Origin of the sequence: Sphingomonas zeicaulis, from assembly GCF_050433225.1 — a bacterium.
Lineage (GTDB): Bacteria > Pseudomonadota > Alphaproteobacteria > Sphingomonadales > Sphingomonadaceae > Sphingomonas_D > Sphingomonas_D zeicaulis.
In genome coordinates, this window is record NZ_JBNPXQ010000001.1 from 591443 (window position 1) to 608440 (window position 16998).

At 65.9% G+C, this 16998-nt stretch carries 7 protein-coding genes; 6 read left to right on the top strand and 1 reads right to left on the bottom strand.

What is annotated here, in order from left to right:
- Nucleotides 1–15: 15 nt before the first annotated feature.
- From hutI to FHS96_RS03040, 5 genes are read left to right on the top strand one after another with little or no spacing between them, the layout of a single operon-like run.
- Complete coding sequence (gene hutI / locus FHS96_RS03020; protein WP_429587856.1) at nucleotides 16–1218, top strand: imidazolonepropionase; 1203 nt, start codon at nucleotides 16–18, stop codon at nucleotides 1216–1218.
- The gene (gene hutH, locus FHS96_RS03025) at nucleotides 1215–2741 is read left to right on the top strand and encodes a histidine ammonia-lyase (protein WP_429587857.1); all 1527 of its coding nucleotides are present in this window, start codon (nucleotides 1215–1217) and stop codon (nucleotides 2739–2741) included. The genes hutI and hutH overlap by 4 nt, the downstream gene beginning before the upstream one ends.
- Nucleotides 2738–3562 carry an N-formylglutamate deformylase gene (gene hutG / locus FHS96_RS03030; RefSeq protein WP_429587859.1) on the top strand — a complete coding sequence of 275 codons (825 nt, stop codon included), beginning with the start codon at nucleotides 2738–2740 and terminating at the stop codon, nucleotides 3560–3562. Before hutH ends, hutG begins: the two co-directional genes overlap by 4 nt.
- Nucleotides 3559–5226, top strand: a complete 1668-nt coding sequence (hutU, locus tag FHS96_RS03035) for a urocanate hydratase (protein ID WP_429587860.1) — start codon at nucleotides 3559–3561, stop codon at nucleotides 5224–5226. The genes hutG and hutU overlap by 4 nt, the downstream gene beginning before the upstream one ends.
- A 2-nt stretch (nucleotides 5227–5228) precedes the next feature.
- Nucleotides 5229–5795: a HutD/Ves family protein gene (locus tag FHS96_RS03040; protein ID WP_429587861.1), complete on the top strand. Its 567-nt coding sequence runs from the start codon at nucleotides 5229–5231 to the stop codon at nucleotides 5793–5795.
- A gap of 44 nt (nucleotides 5796–5839) precedes the next feature.
- On the opposite strand, the gene FHS96_RS03045 is transcribed toward FHS96_RS03040, so the two are convergent.
- Nucleotides 5840–13720: a hypothetical protein gene (locus FHS96_RS03045; protein WP_429587862.1), complete on the bottom strand. Its 7881-nt coding sequence runs from the start codon at nucleotides 13718–13720 to the stop codon at nucleotides 5840–5842.
- A gap of 650 nt (nucleotides 13721–14370) precedes the next feature.
- Here FHS96_RS03045 and FHS96_RS03050 point away from each other — a divergent pair.
- On the top strand, nucleotides 14371–16950 hold the full coding sequence (locus FHS96_RS03050; RefSeq protein ID WP_429587864.1) for a M14 family zinc carboxypeptidase: 2580 nt from the start codon (nucleotides 14371–14373) through the stop codon (nucleotides 16948–16950).
- The last annotated feature ends 48 nt before the right edge of the window (nucleotides 16951–16998 follow it).

The window sequence follows — 16998 nt, forward strand, 5'->3', positions numbered from 1 at the left end:
ATGCAGGGGTATATGATGCGGTGTGACAGGCTGTGGACGGAGGCGCGACTAGCGACCCTGGCCGATTCCACCGGCCTCGGCATCGTCGAAAAGGGCGTGATCGCGAGCCGCGACGGGCGCATCCTCTATGCCGGCCCGGCGGCGGATGCGCCGCGCTTCGAGGCGGCGGAGACGATCGCGTGTGATGGCCGCTGGATCACGCCGGGGCTGATCGATTGCCACACCCACCTCGTCTATGGCGGTGACCGCGCGCATGAGTTCGAACTGCGGCTGGCGGGCGCTTCCTATGAGGAGATCGCGCGTGCGGGCGGCGGTATCGCCTCCACCATGGCGGCGACGCGCGGTGCCGATGAGGATGCGCTCGTTGCTACTGCGCTGCCCCGGCTCGACGCGCTGATCGCTGAGGGCGCTACGACGGTCGAGGTGAAGTCGGGCTATGGCCTGTCGGTGGAGAGCGAACTCAGGATGCTGCGCGCCGCGCGGCGGCTGGGCGAGGCGCGGCCGGTGCGGATCGAGACGACCTTGCTCGGTGCGCACGCGCTGCCGCCCGAATATCGCGACGATGCCGATGCCTATGTCGATCTGGTCTGCGCGCAGATGATCCCGGCGGCGGCCGAGGCGGGGCTGGCGGATGCGGTCGATGCGTTCTGCGAGGGTATCGGCTTCTCGCCCGCGCAGACCGAGCGGGTGCTGAAGGCGGCGGTCGCTGCCGGCCTGCCGGTGAAGCTTCACGCCGAGCAACTCTCCAACCTTCATGGCGCGGCGCTCGCCGCCAGCCATGGTGCGCTCTCCGCCGACCATCTCGAATATCTCGATGCGGAGGGGATCGCGGCGATGGCCCGGTCGGGCACGGTCGCGAGCCTGCTGCCCGGCGCCTATTATTTCGTGCGCGAGACCAAATTGCCGCCGATCGAAGCACTGCGCGCCGCCGGCGTGCGGATCGCGCTCGCGACCGACAGCAATCCCGGCACCTCGCCGCTCACCTCGCTGCTGCTGGTGCTCAACATGGGCGCCACATTGTTCCGCCTGACCGTCGACGAATGCCTCGCCGGCATCACCCGCAACGCCGCGAAGGCGCTGGGGCTGGGCGACGAGGTGGGCACGCTCGAGGCGGGCAAGAGCTGCGACCTCGCGATCTGGAACGTCGAGCGGCCGGCGGAACTGGTTTACCGAATGGGGTTCAACCCCCTCCATCAGCGTATCTGGAAGGGCCTGTGACGATCATCCTCGATCCCGGCAATGTGGCGCTCGCCGACTGGCGTGCCATCTATCGCGGCGCGCCGGCGTCGCTCGATCCCGCCTGCGCGCCGCGCATCGCGGAAAGCGCGGCGGCGGTCGGGCGCATCCTCGCCAAGGGCAAGCCGGTCTACGGCATCAACACCGGCTTCGGGAAACTGGCCAGCGTCCGTATCGGCGACGAGGATTTGGCGACGCTCCAGCGCAACATCGTGCTGAGCCATGCCGCCGGCACCGGCGACGCCTCACCCGTATCGGTGGTGCGGCTGATGATGGCGCTGAAGCTGGCGAGCCTCGCGCAGGGCGCCTCGGGCGTGCGGCCGGAGACGGTGGCGCTGCTCGAAACCATGCTGGTGCAGGGGCTGACCCCCGAGATCCCGTCACAGGGTTCGGTCGGTGCGTCGGGCGATCTCGCGCCGCTCTCCCACATGGCGGCGGCGATGATCGGCACGGGCTGGATCCATACCGCCGCCGGGCGATTGCCCGCGGCCGAGGCGTTGGCCGCCGCCGGTCTTGCGCCGCTGGAGCTTGGCCCAAAGGAAGGGCTGGCGCTGCTCAACGGCACGCAATTCTCCACCGCGAATGCGCTCGCCGGGCTGTTCGAGGCGGAATTGCTGTTCCAGTCCGCGCTGGTCACCGGCGCGCTCTCCACCGAGGCGGCGAAGGGATCGGACACACCGTTCGATCCGCGCATCCATGCGCTGCGCCGCCATCGTGGCCAGATCGAGGTCGCCGATGCGCTGCGCAATTTGATGGCGGGTTCGGCGATCCGCGCCTCGCATCTGGAAGATGATGCGCGCGTGCAGGATCCCTATTGCCTGCGCTGCCAGCCCCAGGTGATGGGCGCCGCGCTCGACGTGCTGCGCCAGGCGGCGACGACGCTCAACACCGAGGCCAATGGCGTTTCGGACAATCCGTTGATCTTCCCCGAGGCCGACGAGGCGCTGTCAGGCGGCAATTTCCACGCCGAACCCACCGCCTTCGCCGCCGACATGATCGCGCTCGCGATCTGCGAGATCGGCTCGATCACCGAGCGGCGGATCGCGATGCTGGTCGATCCGGCGCTGTCCGGGCTGCCTGCCTTCCTCACGCCGAAGCCGGGGCTCAATTCGGGCTTCATGATCCCGCAGGTGACCGCGGCGGCGCTGGTTTCGGAGAACAAGCAGAACGCCTATCCGGCGAGCGTCGATTCGATCCCGACCTCTGCCAACCAAGAAGACCATGTCTCGATGGCGGCGCATGGCGCCCGCCGACTGCTCGGCATGGCGCGCAATGCGCGTGCGGTGGTGGGCATCGAATTGCTCGCAGCCGCGCAGGGTGTCGATTTCCACAGTGGACTGACGTCGAGCGCCGCGCTGGAATCCGTCCGCGCCGCCCTGCGCGCGCAGGTGCCGGGGCTGGAGGAGGACCGGCACTTCCATCCCGACATGGAGGCCGCGAACCTGCTGGTCGAGAGCGGCGCCATCGCGGAAGCGGCGGGGCTCTCGCTGCCGGGCGTCGCATGACGGGCTTTGTCGAGGTGCATCGCGGGGAGGCGCCGCTCGTTGTCTCCTTCCCCCATACCGGCACGGACCTTTCGGCGGAGATCGAGGGGCAGTTCGCCTCCCCCTGGCTGGCGCGGCGCGATGCCGACTGGTGGATCGACCGGCTTTACGCCTTCGCGCGCGATCTCGGCGCGACGACGGTGCGCACGCGCATTTCGCGCAGCGTGATCGACGTGAACCGCGATCCATCCGGCGCGTCGCTCTATCCGGGACAGGCGACCACCGAACTGTGCCCGACAACGACGTTCGATGGCGAGCCGCTCTATGCCGGCACGGCGCCGGACGAGATCGAGGTGGGGCGGCGGCGGATGCTGTGGTTCCAGCCCTATCATGACGCGCTCGCCGGCGAGATCGCTCGGCTGCGCGGCACGCACCGCAAGATCGTGCTCTATGATGCGCATTCGATCCGCAGCCATGTGCCGCGGCTGTTCGACGGCGAACTTCCGCAGTTCAACATCGGCACCAACAATGGCACGACCTGCGATCCCGCATTGCGCGACGCGGTGACCGCGACCTGCGCGGCGAGCCCCTACAGCCATGTCGTCGATGGCCGCTTCCGCGGCGGCTGGACGACGCGGCATTATGGCCAGCCGCGCGACGGCGTCCACGCCATCCAGATGGAACTGGCGATCCGCGGCTATATGGCCGAACCCGATGCGCCGACCCCCGAAAACTGGCCGACCGACTGGAATGCGGAGGTGGCGGCACCGCTCGCCGCGATCCTGCGCGACGTCCTCCAGAACTGCCTCGATTTTGCCCGTTCGACGAAAGGATCCCTGTGACTCGCCTCGACAACAGCCGCGTCATCCGCCCGGCCACCGGCACCGAATTGTCGGCGCGCAGCTGGCTGACTGAGGCGCCGCTTCGGATGCTGATGAACAATCTCCATCCCGACGTCGCCGAGCGGCCCGAGGAACTGGTGGTCTATGGCGGCATCGGCCGCGCCGCGCGCGATTGGGAAAGCTATGACCGCATCGTCGAGACGCTGCGCCGGCTGGAGGACGACCAGACCTTGCTCGTCCAGTCGGGCAAGCCGGTCGGCGTGTTCCGCACCCACGCCGATGCGCCGCGCGTGCTGATCGCCAATTCCAACCTCGTGCCGCAATGGGCGAATTGGGAGCATTTCAACGAGCTCGATCGCAAGGGGCTGGCGATGTACGGCCAGATGACCGCGGGCTCGTGGATCTATATCGGCACGCAGGGCATCGTTCAGGGCACCTACGAGACCTTCGTCGAGATGGGCCGGCAGCATTATGCGGGCGACCTCGGCGGCCGCTGGCTGCTGACCGCCGGCCTCGGCGGCATGGGCGGCGCGCAGCCGCTGGCGGCGGTGATGGCGGGGGCATCCTGCATCGCGATCGAGTGTCAGCGTTCGCGCATCGAGATGCGGTTGCGCACCGGCTATCTCGACAAGGCCGCAGAGACGATCGAGGAAGCGCTGGCGATCGTCGAAGAGGCCAAGGCGGCGGGCAAGCCGGTGTCGGTCGGCCTGCTCGGCAATGCCGCCGAACTGCTGCCCGAGATGTTCCGCCGCGGCATCCGGCCCGACCTGCTGACCGACCAGACCTCCGCGCATGATCCGGTCAACGGCTATCTGCCGGCGGGTTGGACGGTCGCCGAATGGGGCGAGCGGCGCGAGCGTGAGCCGGAGGCGGTGGCCGCCGCGGCCAAGGCATCGATGGCGGTGCATGTCCAGGCGATGCTCGATTTCCAGGCGGCGGGCGTGCCGACGGTCGACTATGGCAATAATATCCGCCAGGTCGCGAAGGACGAGGGCATCGCGAACGCGTTCGACTTCCCCGGCTTCGTTCCCGCCTATATCCGGCCCTTGTTCTGCCGGGGCGTCGGGCCGTTCCGCTGGGCGGCACTCTCGGGCGATCCAGAGGATATCTATCGTACCGACCAGAAGGTGAAGGAGCTGCTGCCCGACGACGCGCACCTCCACCGCTGGCTCGACATGGCGCGCGAGCGCATCCACTTCCAGGGGCTGCCCGCGCGGATCTGCTGGGTCGGCCTCGGCGATCGCCACCGGCTGGGTCTGGCGTTCAACGAGATGGTGGCGAAGGGCGAACTCAAGGCGCCGGTGGTGATCGGCCGCGACCATCTGGATTCGGGCTCGGTCGCCAGCCCCAACCGCGAGACCGAGGCGATGAGGGACGGCAGCGATGCTGTGTCCGACTGGCCCTTGCTCAACGCGCTGCTCAACACCGCTTCGGGCGCGACCTGGGTGTCGCTGCACCATGGCGGCGGCGTCGGCATGGGCTATTCGCAGCACAGCGGCATGGTGATCGTCGCCGACGGCACGGAAGCGGCAGCGAAGCGGCTGGAGCGGGTGTTGTGGAACGACCCCGCGACCGGCGTGATGCGCCACGCCGATGCCGGCTATGACATCGCGATCGATTGCGCGCGCGAGAAGGGCCTCGACCTGCCGGCCATTCTCGGCTGAGCATGGCCCGGCTGCTCGCCGCCGCCGATCGCGCTCCCAAGCCGTGGAAGAATGGCGGGGGCACGACCAGCGATCTGATCGTCTTCCCGCCCGATGCGGGGATGGAGGATTTCGGCTGGCGGCTGAGCATCGCGGAGGTCGCGGAGGCGGGGCCTTTTTCCGCCTTCGCGCATGTCGATCGCTCGCTTTCCGTACTCGAGGGGGATCTCGAACTGGCCGTCGCCGGAGACGCACCGGTTCGGCTGACCCCCGAGGCCGGCGCGTTCCCCTTTCCGGGGGACGCGCCGGCACATGGCCGGCCGGTGGGCGGCATGGTACGAGATCTCAACCTGATGCTCCGCCGCGGCATGTGGCGGGGCAGGGTGGACCGGGTGACGGATTTTCCTGGGACGATCGAGGCGGAGGATGCCGCGGCGCTGCTGGTGGTGGCGACGGGGGCCGCCAATGTCGAAACCGGCGGCGTCGCCCATGCGATGGCAGCGCTCGACGCGCTGCTTTTCGAAAGGCCGGGCGCGCTCGCCATCGATGCGAACGCGGCTGTGCATATCGTCAGGATTTGGCCGGATTGATGCGGCGGTCCTGCCGTTCCCCGGCTTGCGCCGGGGAAGGTTGATCACAGCACCCAGGTCGTCGTCAGCGCCGTCACGTCACCCGTGAACAGGATGACCATGTCGGCATTGGCATCGCCATTGATGTAGAAATTGGCGGTGGTGGTGTTGGTGCCCGCGTCGAACGCCAGCGTATATTGCGCGGCGCCGGTGGTGACCGTCGCCACCCGGCTGAACGCCTGGTCGCCCGCCGCGCTGGCCGCATCCACCGCCGACACGTCGAGAATGTCGCCCGCCGCGAAGTCGAGGATGCGGTCGGAGGCGGCGAGGGTGCTGTCGCTTGCCGCGACATAGACGAAGCGGTCGTTCTGGGTGCCGCCGGTGAGCAGATCGGCACCCGCGCCGCCGGTCAGCGTGTCGGTGCCCGCGGCACCCGTCAGCCCATCGTCACCGGCCGCGCCGCGCAGCACGTCGTTGCCGACGCCGCCATCGACAGTGTCATTACCCGAACCGGCATCGACGATGTCGTTGCCAGAACCCGCGGCGATGATGTTGATCTGGATCGAGCCGGTGAGGATATCGTCGAAATTTGATCCGGTGAGATTCTCAATCGAGGACAGAGTGTCGGTGCCGGCGCCACCGGTGTTCTGCGCGGTCGCCAGGGCCAGGTTCACCGTCACGGCGCTGGTGGCGGTGGCATAGCTGGCGGTGTCGATCCCGGCGCCGCCGACCAGCGTGTCCTCACCGAGGCCGCCTGCCAGCACGTCGTTGCCGGCATTGCCGGTCAGCACATTGGCGCCGGTGTCCCCGGTCAACTGGTCGTCATAGGCGCTGCCGGTGAGGTTCTCGAAGCCGGAGAGCGTGTCGCCGCCCGCCGCCAGGGTCGACTGGCCGACCGTGATCGCCAGGCTGACGCGCACGCCGCCGCTCGCCGCGGCATAGGTCACCGTGTCGATGCCGTTGCCGCCCTGCAGCGTGTCGTTGCCGAGCCCGCCCTGCAGCACGTCATTGCCGTCGCCGCCGGTCAGCACATTGCCATATTCATTACCGGTCAGCGTATCGGCGAAGGCAGAGCCCATCACATTCTCGATGTTGCGCACCGCATCGGTACCGGCACCGCCGGTGTTCTGGCCGGAGGTGCCGACGAGGGTCAAGGTGATCCCCGAGGCGGCGTCGGCATAGGTCACCGTGTCGGTGCCCGATCCGCCGTCGAGGATGTCGTTGCCGAGGCCGCCGATCAGCAGGTCGTTGCCCAGGCCGCCGCTCAGCGTGTTCGCACCGGCATCGCCGGTCAGCACGTCGTTATAGGCGGTGCCGGTGATGTTCTCGATCGCCACCAGCACGTCGGTGCCGGCCCCACCTGTGACGCTGTTGGTGACGAGGCTGGCGGTGACCGCCGCCGTCGCGGCGGCATAGCTCGCGGTGTCGGATCCGGCACCGCCTTCGATCCGGTCGTCGCCCAGGCCGCCCTGCAGCACATCATTGCCATTGCCGCCGGTCAGGATGTTGGCGCCGGCATCGCCGGTCAGCACGTCGTCATAGGTGGAACCGATGAGGTTCTCGAAGCCCGAAATAGTGTCGCTGCCCGCACCCCCGGTTGCCTGCACGGTGGTGACCGACAGGTTGGCGGTGATGCGTGCGGTGGCGCTGGCATAGCTCAGCGTGTCGATGCCTGCGCCGCCGGACAGGATGTCGGCAATCCGGCCCGTACCGCCATCGATCAGGTCGTCGCCATCGCCGCCGCTGATCGTGTTGGCACCGGTGTTGCCGGTCAGCACGTCGGCGAAGGCAGAACCGATCAGATTCTCGATCAGCAGCAGCGTGTCGAGGCCGGCGCCGCCGCTGTTCTGCGCGGCGGTGGTGCCCAGCGAGAGCGTCACACCCGCGGCGGCGCCGGCATAGCTGGCAGTATCGATGCCGGTGCCGCCGTCGAGCGTATCGTCACCCGCGCCGCCTTCGAGCACATCATTGCCGTTGGCGCCGCTCAGGCGGTTGTTGCCGCCGTCGCCGGTGAAGGTGTCGCCATAATTGCTGCCGACCAGCGCCTCGATGCCGGCCAGCGTGTCCGTGCCCGCGCCGCCGGTGGCGCTGCCGGTCAGCAGGCTGGCGACCACCGCGGCGGTCGCCGTCGCATAGTTGGCGGTGTCGAAGTCGGTGCCACCGTCGAGCACGTCATTGCCCGCGCCGCCCACCAGCAGGTCGTCGCCCGCACCGCCGGCCAGCGTGTTGGCGCCGGCGCTGCCGGTCAGGCGGTCGGCAAAGGCCGAACCGGTGATGTTCTCGATGTTGGAAAGCGTGTCGCCGCCCGATCCGCCGGTCGCCTGCTGGCTGGCCAGCGCGAGGCTGACCGTCACGGCCGCGGCGGCGGTCGCATAGGATACGGTGTCGATGCCGTCGCCGCCGTTGAGGATGTCGTTGCCGACGCCGCCATCCAGCGTGTCATTGCCGCCGAGGCCGCTCAGCCGGTCATTGCCGGCAAGGCCGTTGATGGTGTTGGCACCGCCATTGCCATCGAGCACGTCGTCCGCCGACGTGCCGACGATCGGGGTCATGTCGTTCACAACCGGCACATCGCCATCGAGGAAGCGGATGAACTCGATCTGAGTGAGCGTCTTGCTGCCGAAGCTCGGATTGGAAAGGCTCGAGACGATCACCGATCCATCCGGGCGCTGATCGATGACCGCGTCGGCCGACATCAGCGCGATGATCGCGATGTCGGTGCCCAATCCTCCGGTCAGGAGGTCGTCGCCGCTGCCGCCGTCCAGCAGGTCGTTGCCGTCGCTGCCGTCGATGATGTCGTTGCCCGCGCCGCCGGAGAGGATGTTGGCGGCCGCGTTGCCGATCAGCGTGTCGGCGAAGGCGGATCCGATCAGCGTCTCGATATTCGCGAGCGTGTCGGTCTCGCCGCCGCTCGTGGCGCTGCCGGCCGCGAGGCTCGCCGATACGGCGGCTGTCGCCGTCGCATAGCTTACGGTGTCGATGCCGTCGCCGCCGTCGAGCGTGTCGTTGCCGTCGCCGCCGATCAGCAGGTCGTCATTCGCGCCGCCGTTCAGGATGTCGGTGCCGGTGCCGCCTTCGATCACATCGTTGCCGGCATCGCCGTTCAGCGTGTCGCTGCCCGCGCCACCCGCGATCTGATCTGCACCCAGCGCGCCGGTGACCGTGTCTGCACCCACGCCGCCGTTGATGCGATAGCCGCCGCTCACGCCGCTCAGGATCAGCGTGTTGCCCGCGTCGCTGAGCACGAAGCCTGAACCGACGGCGCTGCCGGTGATGGCGAGCGTGGCGTCGGTCAGGTCGGCGGTGCCGCTGCCGGCGAGCCGCACGGTATCCGCCTCGACGAAGCTGAGCCCGCCCAGCTGCGCCGCGGTGAGCAGCACGGTCGCGCCGGTGTTGACCACCCGCTCGACGTCCGCATCGATGATCGCGCCGGTCAGGTCGAGCAGCGTCGCCGACTGCGACAGCAGCGTGTCGATGCCGCTGCCGCCGATGAAATGGTCGCCCGCATCGACGGTGCCGCTGACCGCGAAGCTATCGTCGCCGCCTTCGCCATTGAGCGTGTCGGCGCCGGTACCTCCGGTCAGCATGTCGTTGCCGTCACCGCCATTGACGGTGTCGTTGCCGGTGCCGCCATTGGCGATGTCGTTGCCGGCGCCGGCATTGATGACATCGTTGCCGGCTTCGCCGTTCAGCGTGTCGTTGCCGTCGCCGCCGCTCAGCACATCTGCACCGTCACCGGCGTTGATGAGATCGTCGCCGCCATTGCCGAGCAGCGAGTTGATCGCGGCGCTGCCCGTCAGCGTGTCGTTATGTTCAGAGCCGGCGAGGCCTTCGATGTTGGTCAGCGTATCGAGACCGGCGCCCAGCGTGTTCTGCTGGCCGGCGACCGCCAGCGTCACCGTCACCGCGCTCGCGGCGCCCGCATAGCTGGCGATGTCGGTGCCGCCCATGCCGTTGATCGTGTCGTTGCCGGTGCCGCCTTCGAGGACATTGCTCTCGGCATTGCCGGTCAGCACGTCGTTCGCGCTGCCGCCGATGACGTTCTCGATGCTGGACAGCGTGTCGGAACCATGGCCGCCCGTCGCGACATTGGTGTTGAGGTTGACGCTCACCGCCGTGGTCGCATCGGCATAGCTCGCGGTGTCGATGCCGTCGCCGCCGTCGATCGTGTCGTTGCCGAGGCCGCCTGAAAGAATGTCGTTACCGGCCTCGCCAGAGAGGTAATCGACGCCGGCGCCGCCGCTCAGCGTGTCGTTGCCAGCACCGCCCAGCAGATTATCGCCATAGATTGAGCCGGTGATGGTGTCGTTGCCGACGCCGCCATAGACGGTATACCCGTTCTGGCCGGTCACGCCAGAGAGATCGAAATTATTGCCGGCAGCCGCGAGATAGAAGGCCTCGTTGGCCGTCACGTTGGTGCCGCTCAGCGACACCGATCCGCCGGTGGTCAGCGCCACCCAGCGAACAGAGAGGCCGCCGATCGCATCGAGCTGCGCGGCAGTCATCGACACGGTGTAACTGTAATAGGACTGCTGGAGCAGTTCGATGCCGGTCAGGCTGGTCGCCGACAGATCCACATCAGCCTGGAAGTAGAGATCGAGCCGATCTTCGCCGCTGCCGCCGTCATAGAGTTCGCCGGCAGCGATGTCGCCGGCATCATAGACGTAGATCACGTCGTTGCCCGCGCCGCCGTTCAGCACGTCGGCGCCGGCGCCGCCATCGAGCACGTCATCGCCGTCACCGCCGTTGAGCGTGTCGATGCCGGCCTCGCCGTACAGGCTGTCCAAGCCATCCGCACCGTTCAGCACGTCGTTGCCGGCACCACCGAGCAACTGGTCACTGCCCTCGGCGCCGGTCACGGTATCGACGCCCCCTCCGCCCTGGACGGTGAAGGCGGCCTGTCCGATGGCGCCTCCAGCATCGAAGGCATTTCCGGCGGCACTCAGAACGAAAATTTCGGTCGCGATCTGCTTGCCTGCCAGAGAGACCGATCCACCGGTCGTAAGCGTGAATATACGGCCATAGGTCTGGCTCAGTCCGTTGAGTTGCGCAGCCGTCAAAGAGACGTTGTAGCTATAGTAAGCCTGCTGAAGAAATTCGATGCCGGTCAGGCTGGTTACAGATAGATCGGTATCGGCCTGGAAGTAGAGGCTAAGTGTGTCGTAGTCGGCGCCGCCGTCATATTGCTCGCCTGCGGCGATATCCGCGACATCATAGACATAGATATAGTCGTCACCTGCGCCGCCGCTCAGAATGTCCGCGCCGGTGCCACCGTCGAGCACATCATTGCCGTTACCGCCGCTGAGCGTGTCGATCCCGGCTTCACCGTTGAGCGTGTCATCGCCATCACCGCCGTTGAGCGCGTCGATCCCGGCTTGACCATTGAGCGTGTCGTTGCCGGCGGCACCGGAGAGTATGTCATTGCCGTTCCCGCCGAACATCTGCTCGTCATTCTCGGAGCCGGTCACCGTGTCCGCGCCTCCGGCACCCTCAATGCGGTATCCGCTCTGTCCGGTAACGCCGGTCATGTCGAAGACGTTGCCGGTGGCGGACAGGTGGAAAACCTGGACGGATTGCGTGAAGATGCCGTTCAGCGACACCGCCCCGCCATCGGTGAGCGTGAATGATTGGCCATAAATCTGGCGCAAGTCGTTGAGTTGCTCGGTCCTCAGCGAGACATTGTAGTAATATTGGGCGTGCTGCAGAAACTCGATGCCCGTGAGAGCGGTCGCGGAGAGATCGCCATCCGCTGTGAAGTAAAGGCTCAGCGTATCGAAGCCTGTGCCGCCATCATATTGCTCGCCAGCAACGATGTCGGCCATACTGTAGACATAGATGGTGTCAGTACCCGCCCCGCCGCGGAGAATATCGATGCCAGCGCCGCCATCGATGCTGTCATCGCCGTCACCGCCATCGATGGTGTCGACGCCGGCTTCGCCATAGAGCGTGTCGCCATCCGCGCCGCCGTCGATTACGTCGTTTCCGCCGCCGCCGTAGATCGTATCGACACCGGCCAGCCCCCTGATCACATTGACGTCGTTGGTTCCGGTCAGCGTGTCATAGCCGTAGTTGGAGCCGGTCAGATTCTCGAAATTGCTGATCCTCTGGTTACCCGCGTTGGTAAATTGCGCGGCGGTAATGGCCAGGCTGACATTGACCGATGTCTGGGTATGCTCGTAGCTCAGCGTATCGATGCCGGCGCCGCCGTTGAGCACGTCATCGCCGGTCATCCCCTCGATCACATTGTCGCCGCCGTTGCCGACGATTGTGTCGTTCCAGAACGTGCCTATCACGTTCTCGATGCTGCTCAGCGTGTCGACCCCGCCGCCGCCCGTGTTCTGCGCTACGGTGGTGTTGAGGTTGACGTTGACGCCAACGCCGGCGGTGAGGTCGTAATAGGCGGCGGTATCGATGCCGCCGCCGCCGTTCAGGATGTCGCGACCGAGGCCACCCAGCAGAGTGTTGTTGCCTGATCCTCCGTTCAACGTATCGTCGCCATCATAGCCCCAGATGCCATGATCGGTGATCGCGATGTCTTCCGCCGCATTGCCGACAGAGATTACATCGTTGAAATTCGTGCCGGTGACATAGCCATAGCGTTCGAATCCGCTGATCGCCCCGCCCCCGATCGACATCGTGCCGCCGCCGAAGAGCACGGAGAAATCGAGGTTGAGCGCCGAGGGCGCATCGCGATTCTCGATCGTCAGCGTATCCGTGCCAGTGCCGCCCGAAAGCGTGTCGCCATAGCCGCCGAACAACCGGTCATCGCCGGCGCCACCGGACAGCGTGTCTTGCTCCAGGCCGAAATCTTCGCCGGCGAGTATGCCATAGCTCGTGTTCGAGTACAGCACGTCATTGCCGTCGCCGCCGTCGAGCGTGTCGGCGCCGCCTTCGCCGATCAATTCGTCATCGCCGGCACCACCGTTCAGCACATCGTCGCCACCGCCGCCAGAGATGATGTCGCCGGCGATGCTGCCGGTCGCCTGGTCATTGCCTTCGAGGAGGTAGATGGGGCCCCCGATCGTGAACGACACGTTCGCCAGCGAGACGTTGTCGTCATAAAAGGTGAGATACAGATATCCCAAGGCTTCGACGCCCGTGATGGAGAGCGCGCTGACGACACCGCTCGTCATGGTCGAAGCATCGAGGTAGAGCGTATCCGTACCCGCACCGCCGTCGATCGTATCGAGGACGGAGATCGAATGGATCGTGTCGTCACCCGCCCCGCCGAACAGCGTGTTGGTGCCGGTGCCCCCGTAGAGCGTGTCCGCGCCGTCGGCCCCGTTCAGGATGTCGTTGCCGGCATCGCCATACAGATAGTCGCCGAAGGCCGTGCCAGTGACGATGTCGTTTCCGGCAGCACCATAGACGGCGGCATAATTGTCTGCGATCGCGCCCGTGAAGTCGAGCGTGTTCCCACTGACCGAAAGATAGACGTTGAAGTTGTTGATAAGCGTGGCCCCATTCAGCGAAATGATGCCGGCGCTCGCGATCTCCATCGCGTATCCATATGAGTAGATGTAGCTGAAACGATCGAACTGCAGCGCCGTCAACCTGACGGTTCCGGCAGCATCCAGGCCTTCGACGTCCGCCGCGATCGTGACCACTGACAGGTCCAGCGCCGCTCCTGTCGATCCGCGGATCACGTCGAAGCCGGCGCCGCCGGCGATCTGCTCACCCGCGACGGGGTCAGCCGACGCGGTGTAGAGGATCACATCGTCGCCATCGCCACCATTGATCGTGTCCGCGCCGGCACCTCCGTTCAGCGTATCGTCGCCATTGCCGCCATAGAGCGTGTCCGCACCGGCACCCCCGTTGAGGATGTCGACCAGTTCGCCGCCGGTGAGCACGTCATTGCCATTGCCGCCGTTGATCGTGTCTTCGGCGGGGCCGGACTGATCGCCGGTGATCGTGTCCGGGCCGGTGGTTCCGTTGTAGGTCGGCATCGTCGGATCCTTCAAAAAGGCGTTGGTGCAGAGCGATGGGCCGGTGTCCGCCTCGGTCGCGGCGAGCGGCTGGGATCGGGATGGGTGGTCGGGGTCAGGGGCGCGATGGCGTAGGCGAGCTCGGCCCGGTCAACGGGCGTGCCAACCATAACGGTTTGCGCGTGAGAAATGCTCGAATCATCAACGGCTTGGCCCCCACCAAACGCGACGTAAGACTGCGAATCTGTTATTCCCCGAAGTGACGCCAGCTTAGCTTGTTGAGAGGCGTCTTACAATCAAATATTATCAATGTCGTGATGGATCGTTACTGACTACGCCATGATATTTTTGTTGGCTGAACCGAGCTCGGATAATCGAATTGAGTTCAATAGAACTATACCCCAATCGGGGTATATCTGATTGCAGTTAAGTTAACTGCCCAGCGGTGAGCGCATCCCGACGGCCCGATGTGCTGCCTTCTTCCCGACCATTGACCTGAGCCGTTTCAGCGTCTGCGCACCGGGAGCGGAAATTTCGCTACCAGCTATTGTATATACAAAATTATCCCGATAGCGTCGCATCTGCATAACAGAATGGCGGCTGGAGAGGCTGGACCTGAATGGGCGCGCGCCCAACGCGCGGATGGGGTTGCATCGGAATTGGAGACGGGAATGCGGGGTTCGAAGCGGGGGCTGGTTTTCTCTACGACGGCGATGATCGGCGCAATGGCCGCCGTGCTGGCGGCGGCGCCCGCCGCGGCGCAGCCGACGCCCAAGGAAGTTCTCGGTCATGATGTCGGTGAGGATTATTACCTCGCCACCTACGAGGACTCGGTCAATTATTTCCACAAGCTCGCCACTTCGACCGACAAGATGAAGATGGTGACGGCCGGCAAGACCACGCAGGGCCGCACCTACGAATATGCGATCATCTCCAGCCCTGAAAATCTCGCGAAATGGGATGCGACGGTCGCCGCGCACAAGCGCCTCGCCACGGCGGACGGGCTCGACGATGCCGCCGCCAAGGCGCTCGCCAAGGAGAGCCTGATCATCGTCCACATCGATGGCGGCCTGCACGCGGCGGAGGTTTCCGCGCACCAGTCTGCGATGGCGCTCGCCTACAAGCTGGTCGCTTCGCCCAATGACGAAGAGGTTCAAAAGATCCTCAAGAACGTCATCGTCGTGCTGTGGCCGACGCTCAATCCGGACGGCATGACGATGGTCGTTGACTGGTATCGCAAGCAGCGCGGCACCCAGTGGGAAACCAGTTCGATGCCTTGGCTGTATCAAGAGTATGTCGGCCACGACAACAATCGCGACGGATACATGCTCAACATGATCGAGTCGCAGAACGTCTTCAAGGCGGAACAGAGCTACAGCCCGACGATCTGGTACACGCATCACCAGGTCGCACCGTTCCCGGCTCGTATCTGGGTGCCGCCCTTCTCCGATCCGATGTCGAGCAACATCAGCCCCTATATGCGGAGCTGGACCACCTCGATCGGCGTCAACATGATGAACGCATTCGAGGAACGGCAGATGCCCGGCGCGATCGCGCAGGCGCGGTTCGACAACTGGTATCCCGGCTTCCTCGACTATACTCATGTATTTCGCCACACGATCTCCTTCTTTACTGAAGTCGCGCACAGTTCGGCGACGCCGAAATATTATGATCCGAAGAAATTCCCGAAGAACATGCAGGATATGAAGGCGCAGGTGATGTACCCCTCGCCGTGGAAGGGTGGCTGGTGGCACTTCGCCGACTCGATCAAATATGAAACGGTCGCGTCGATGTCGGTGCTGGATACCGCGGTGCGCTATCGCGACGTGCTGCTCTACAACCGCTATCAGGCGGCGCGCGACACGATCAAGAAGGGCGCCAGCGGCGAAGGGCCCTATGCCTGGGTGATCCCCGGCGGGCAGGCGGACGCGCCGGAGGCGGCGTCGCTCGCGCAGAAGCTGATCCAGCAAGGCGTGATCGTGAACCGCGCCAACGCGCCGGTGACGCTGGGCGGCAAGACCTATCCGGCGGGTTCCTGGGTGATCCGCATGGACCAGCCCTATGCCGGGCTCGTCCAGGAATTGTTCGAGCGTCAGAAATATCCGGACGCCATTCTGGGTGGCGACGGCAAGCCGGTCGACCTTCCCTATGACGTGACCGGCTGGACCTTGCCCCTGCAGTTTGGCGTCGCCGCCGAGCCGGTGACCGCGAAACCCGCTGCGGATGCCTATGCCGCGCTGACGCCGGTCGCCGAGGCGAAGGAGCAGGGCGGGGTGACCGGCTCCGGCTCCACCTTCCTGCTCAGCCGCAAGGTCAATGCCAGCTTCCTCGCGGCGAACGAGGCGGCGAAGCGCGGCGCGAAGATCAGCCTTACGCCCGACACGATCGTGCTGAGCGGCCTCGGCGCAGATGCGATGGGCACGATCGCCACCAGCACCGGTGCCACTGCGACGGCGGCCACCACCGCGCCGCAGGCAATCGCGGTCAAGGCCGCGCGCGTCGGCCTCTATCGCCCATGGGGCTCCAACATGGACGAGGGCTGGACGCGCTGGCTTCTCGAACAATATCAATATGGCGCTTCGTCGATCCGCAACGAGGATATGAAGAAGGGCGGTCTTTCGGCCAAATATGACGTCATCATCCTGCCCGATCTGCGCGGTCGCGATTCACTGCTGAACGGCCTCAAGCCCGAGGATGCGCCCGCGGGTTACACTGGCGGCATCGGCGAGGAAGGCGCGATCGCGCTCAAGAAGTTCGTGGCCGACGGCGGTACGCTGGTGACCTTCAACAATGCGGCGGACGCGGCGATCGACCTGTTCGCGCTGCCGGTCACCAACATCGTCAAGAATGCGCGCAGCGACGAATTCTTCTGCTCGGGCGCGCTGCTGCAGGTGAAGCTCGCGACACCGTCGCGTGCGACCGCGGGCATGCCGGCGGATCCGGTGGTGATGTTCGAGAAGGGGCCGGTGTTCCAGCCGGCTCGGGGCTTCAAGGGCAATGTGCTGGCGTCCTACCCGACCGAGGGCAGTCCGTTGCTCAGCGGCGTGCTGCTTCACGGGGAGAAGATCCGCGGCCGGGCGGCGGCGCTCGAGGTGGAATATGGCAAGGGTCGCGTCTTCCTCTACGGCTTCCGACCGCAGTGGCGCGGGCAGACGCACGGCACCTACAAGATGCTGTTCAACCTGCTGTTCGCCTATCCCGATCAGGAAGCCTCGACGCTCAAGGTTACCGAGGAGGCGGGTTACCGCTGATCGGGTCGCGGTGATGGCGGGCGGCTTTCGCGGCTGCCCGCCATCGTC

Bases quoted from the DNA above. Each gene is read 5' to 3' on its own strand.
- hutI (WP_429587856.1), top strand. From the start codon at position 16: ATGCGGTGTGACAGGCTGTGGACGGAGGCGCGACTAGCGACCCTGGCC.
- hutG (WP_429587859.1), top strand. From the start codon at position 2,738: ATGACGGGCTTTGTCGAGGTGCATCGCGGGGAGGCGCCGCTCGTTGTC.
- FHS96_RS03040 (WP_429587861.1), top strand. From the start codon at position 5,229: ATGGCCCGGCTGCTCGCCGCCGCCGATCGCGCTCCCAAGCCGTGGAAG.
- FHS96_RS03045 (WP_429587862.1), bottom strand. From the start codon at position 13,720: ATGCCGACCTACAACGGAACCACCGGCCCGGACACGATCACCGGCGAT.
- FHS96_RS03050 (WP_429587864.1), top strand. From the start codon at position 14,371: ATGCGGGGTTCGAAGCGGGGGCTGGTTTTCTCTACGACGGCGATGATC.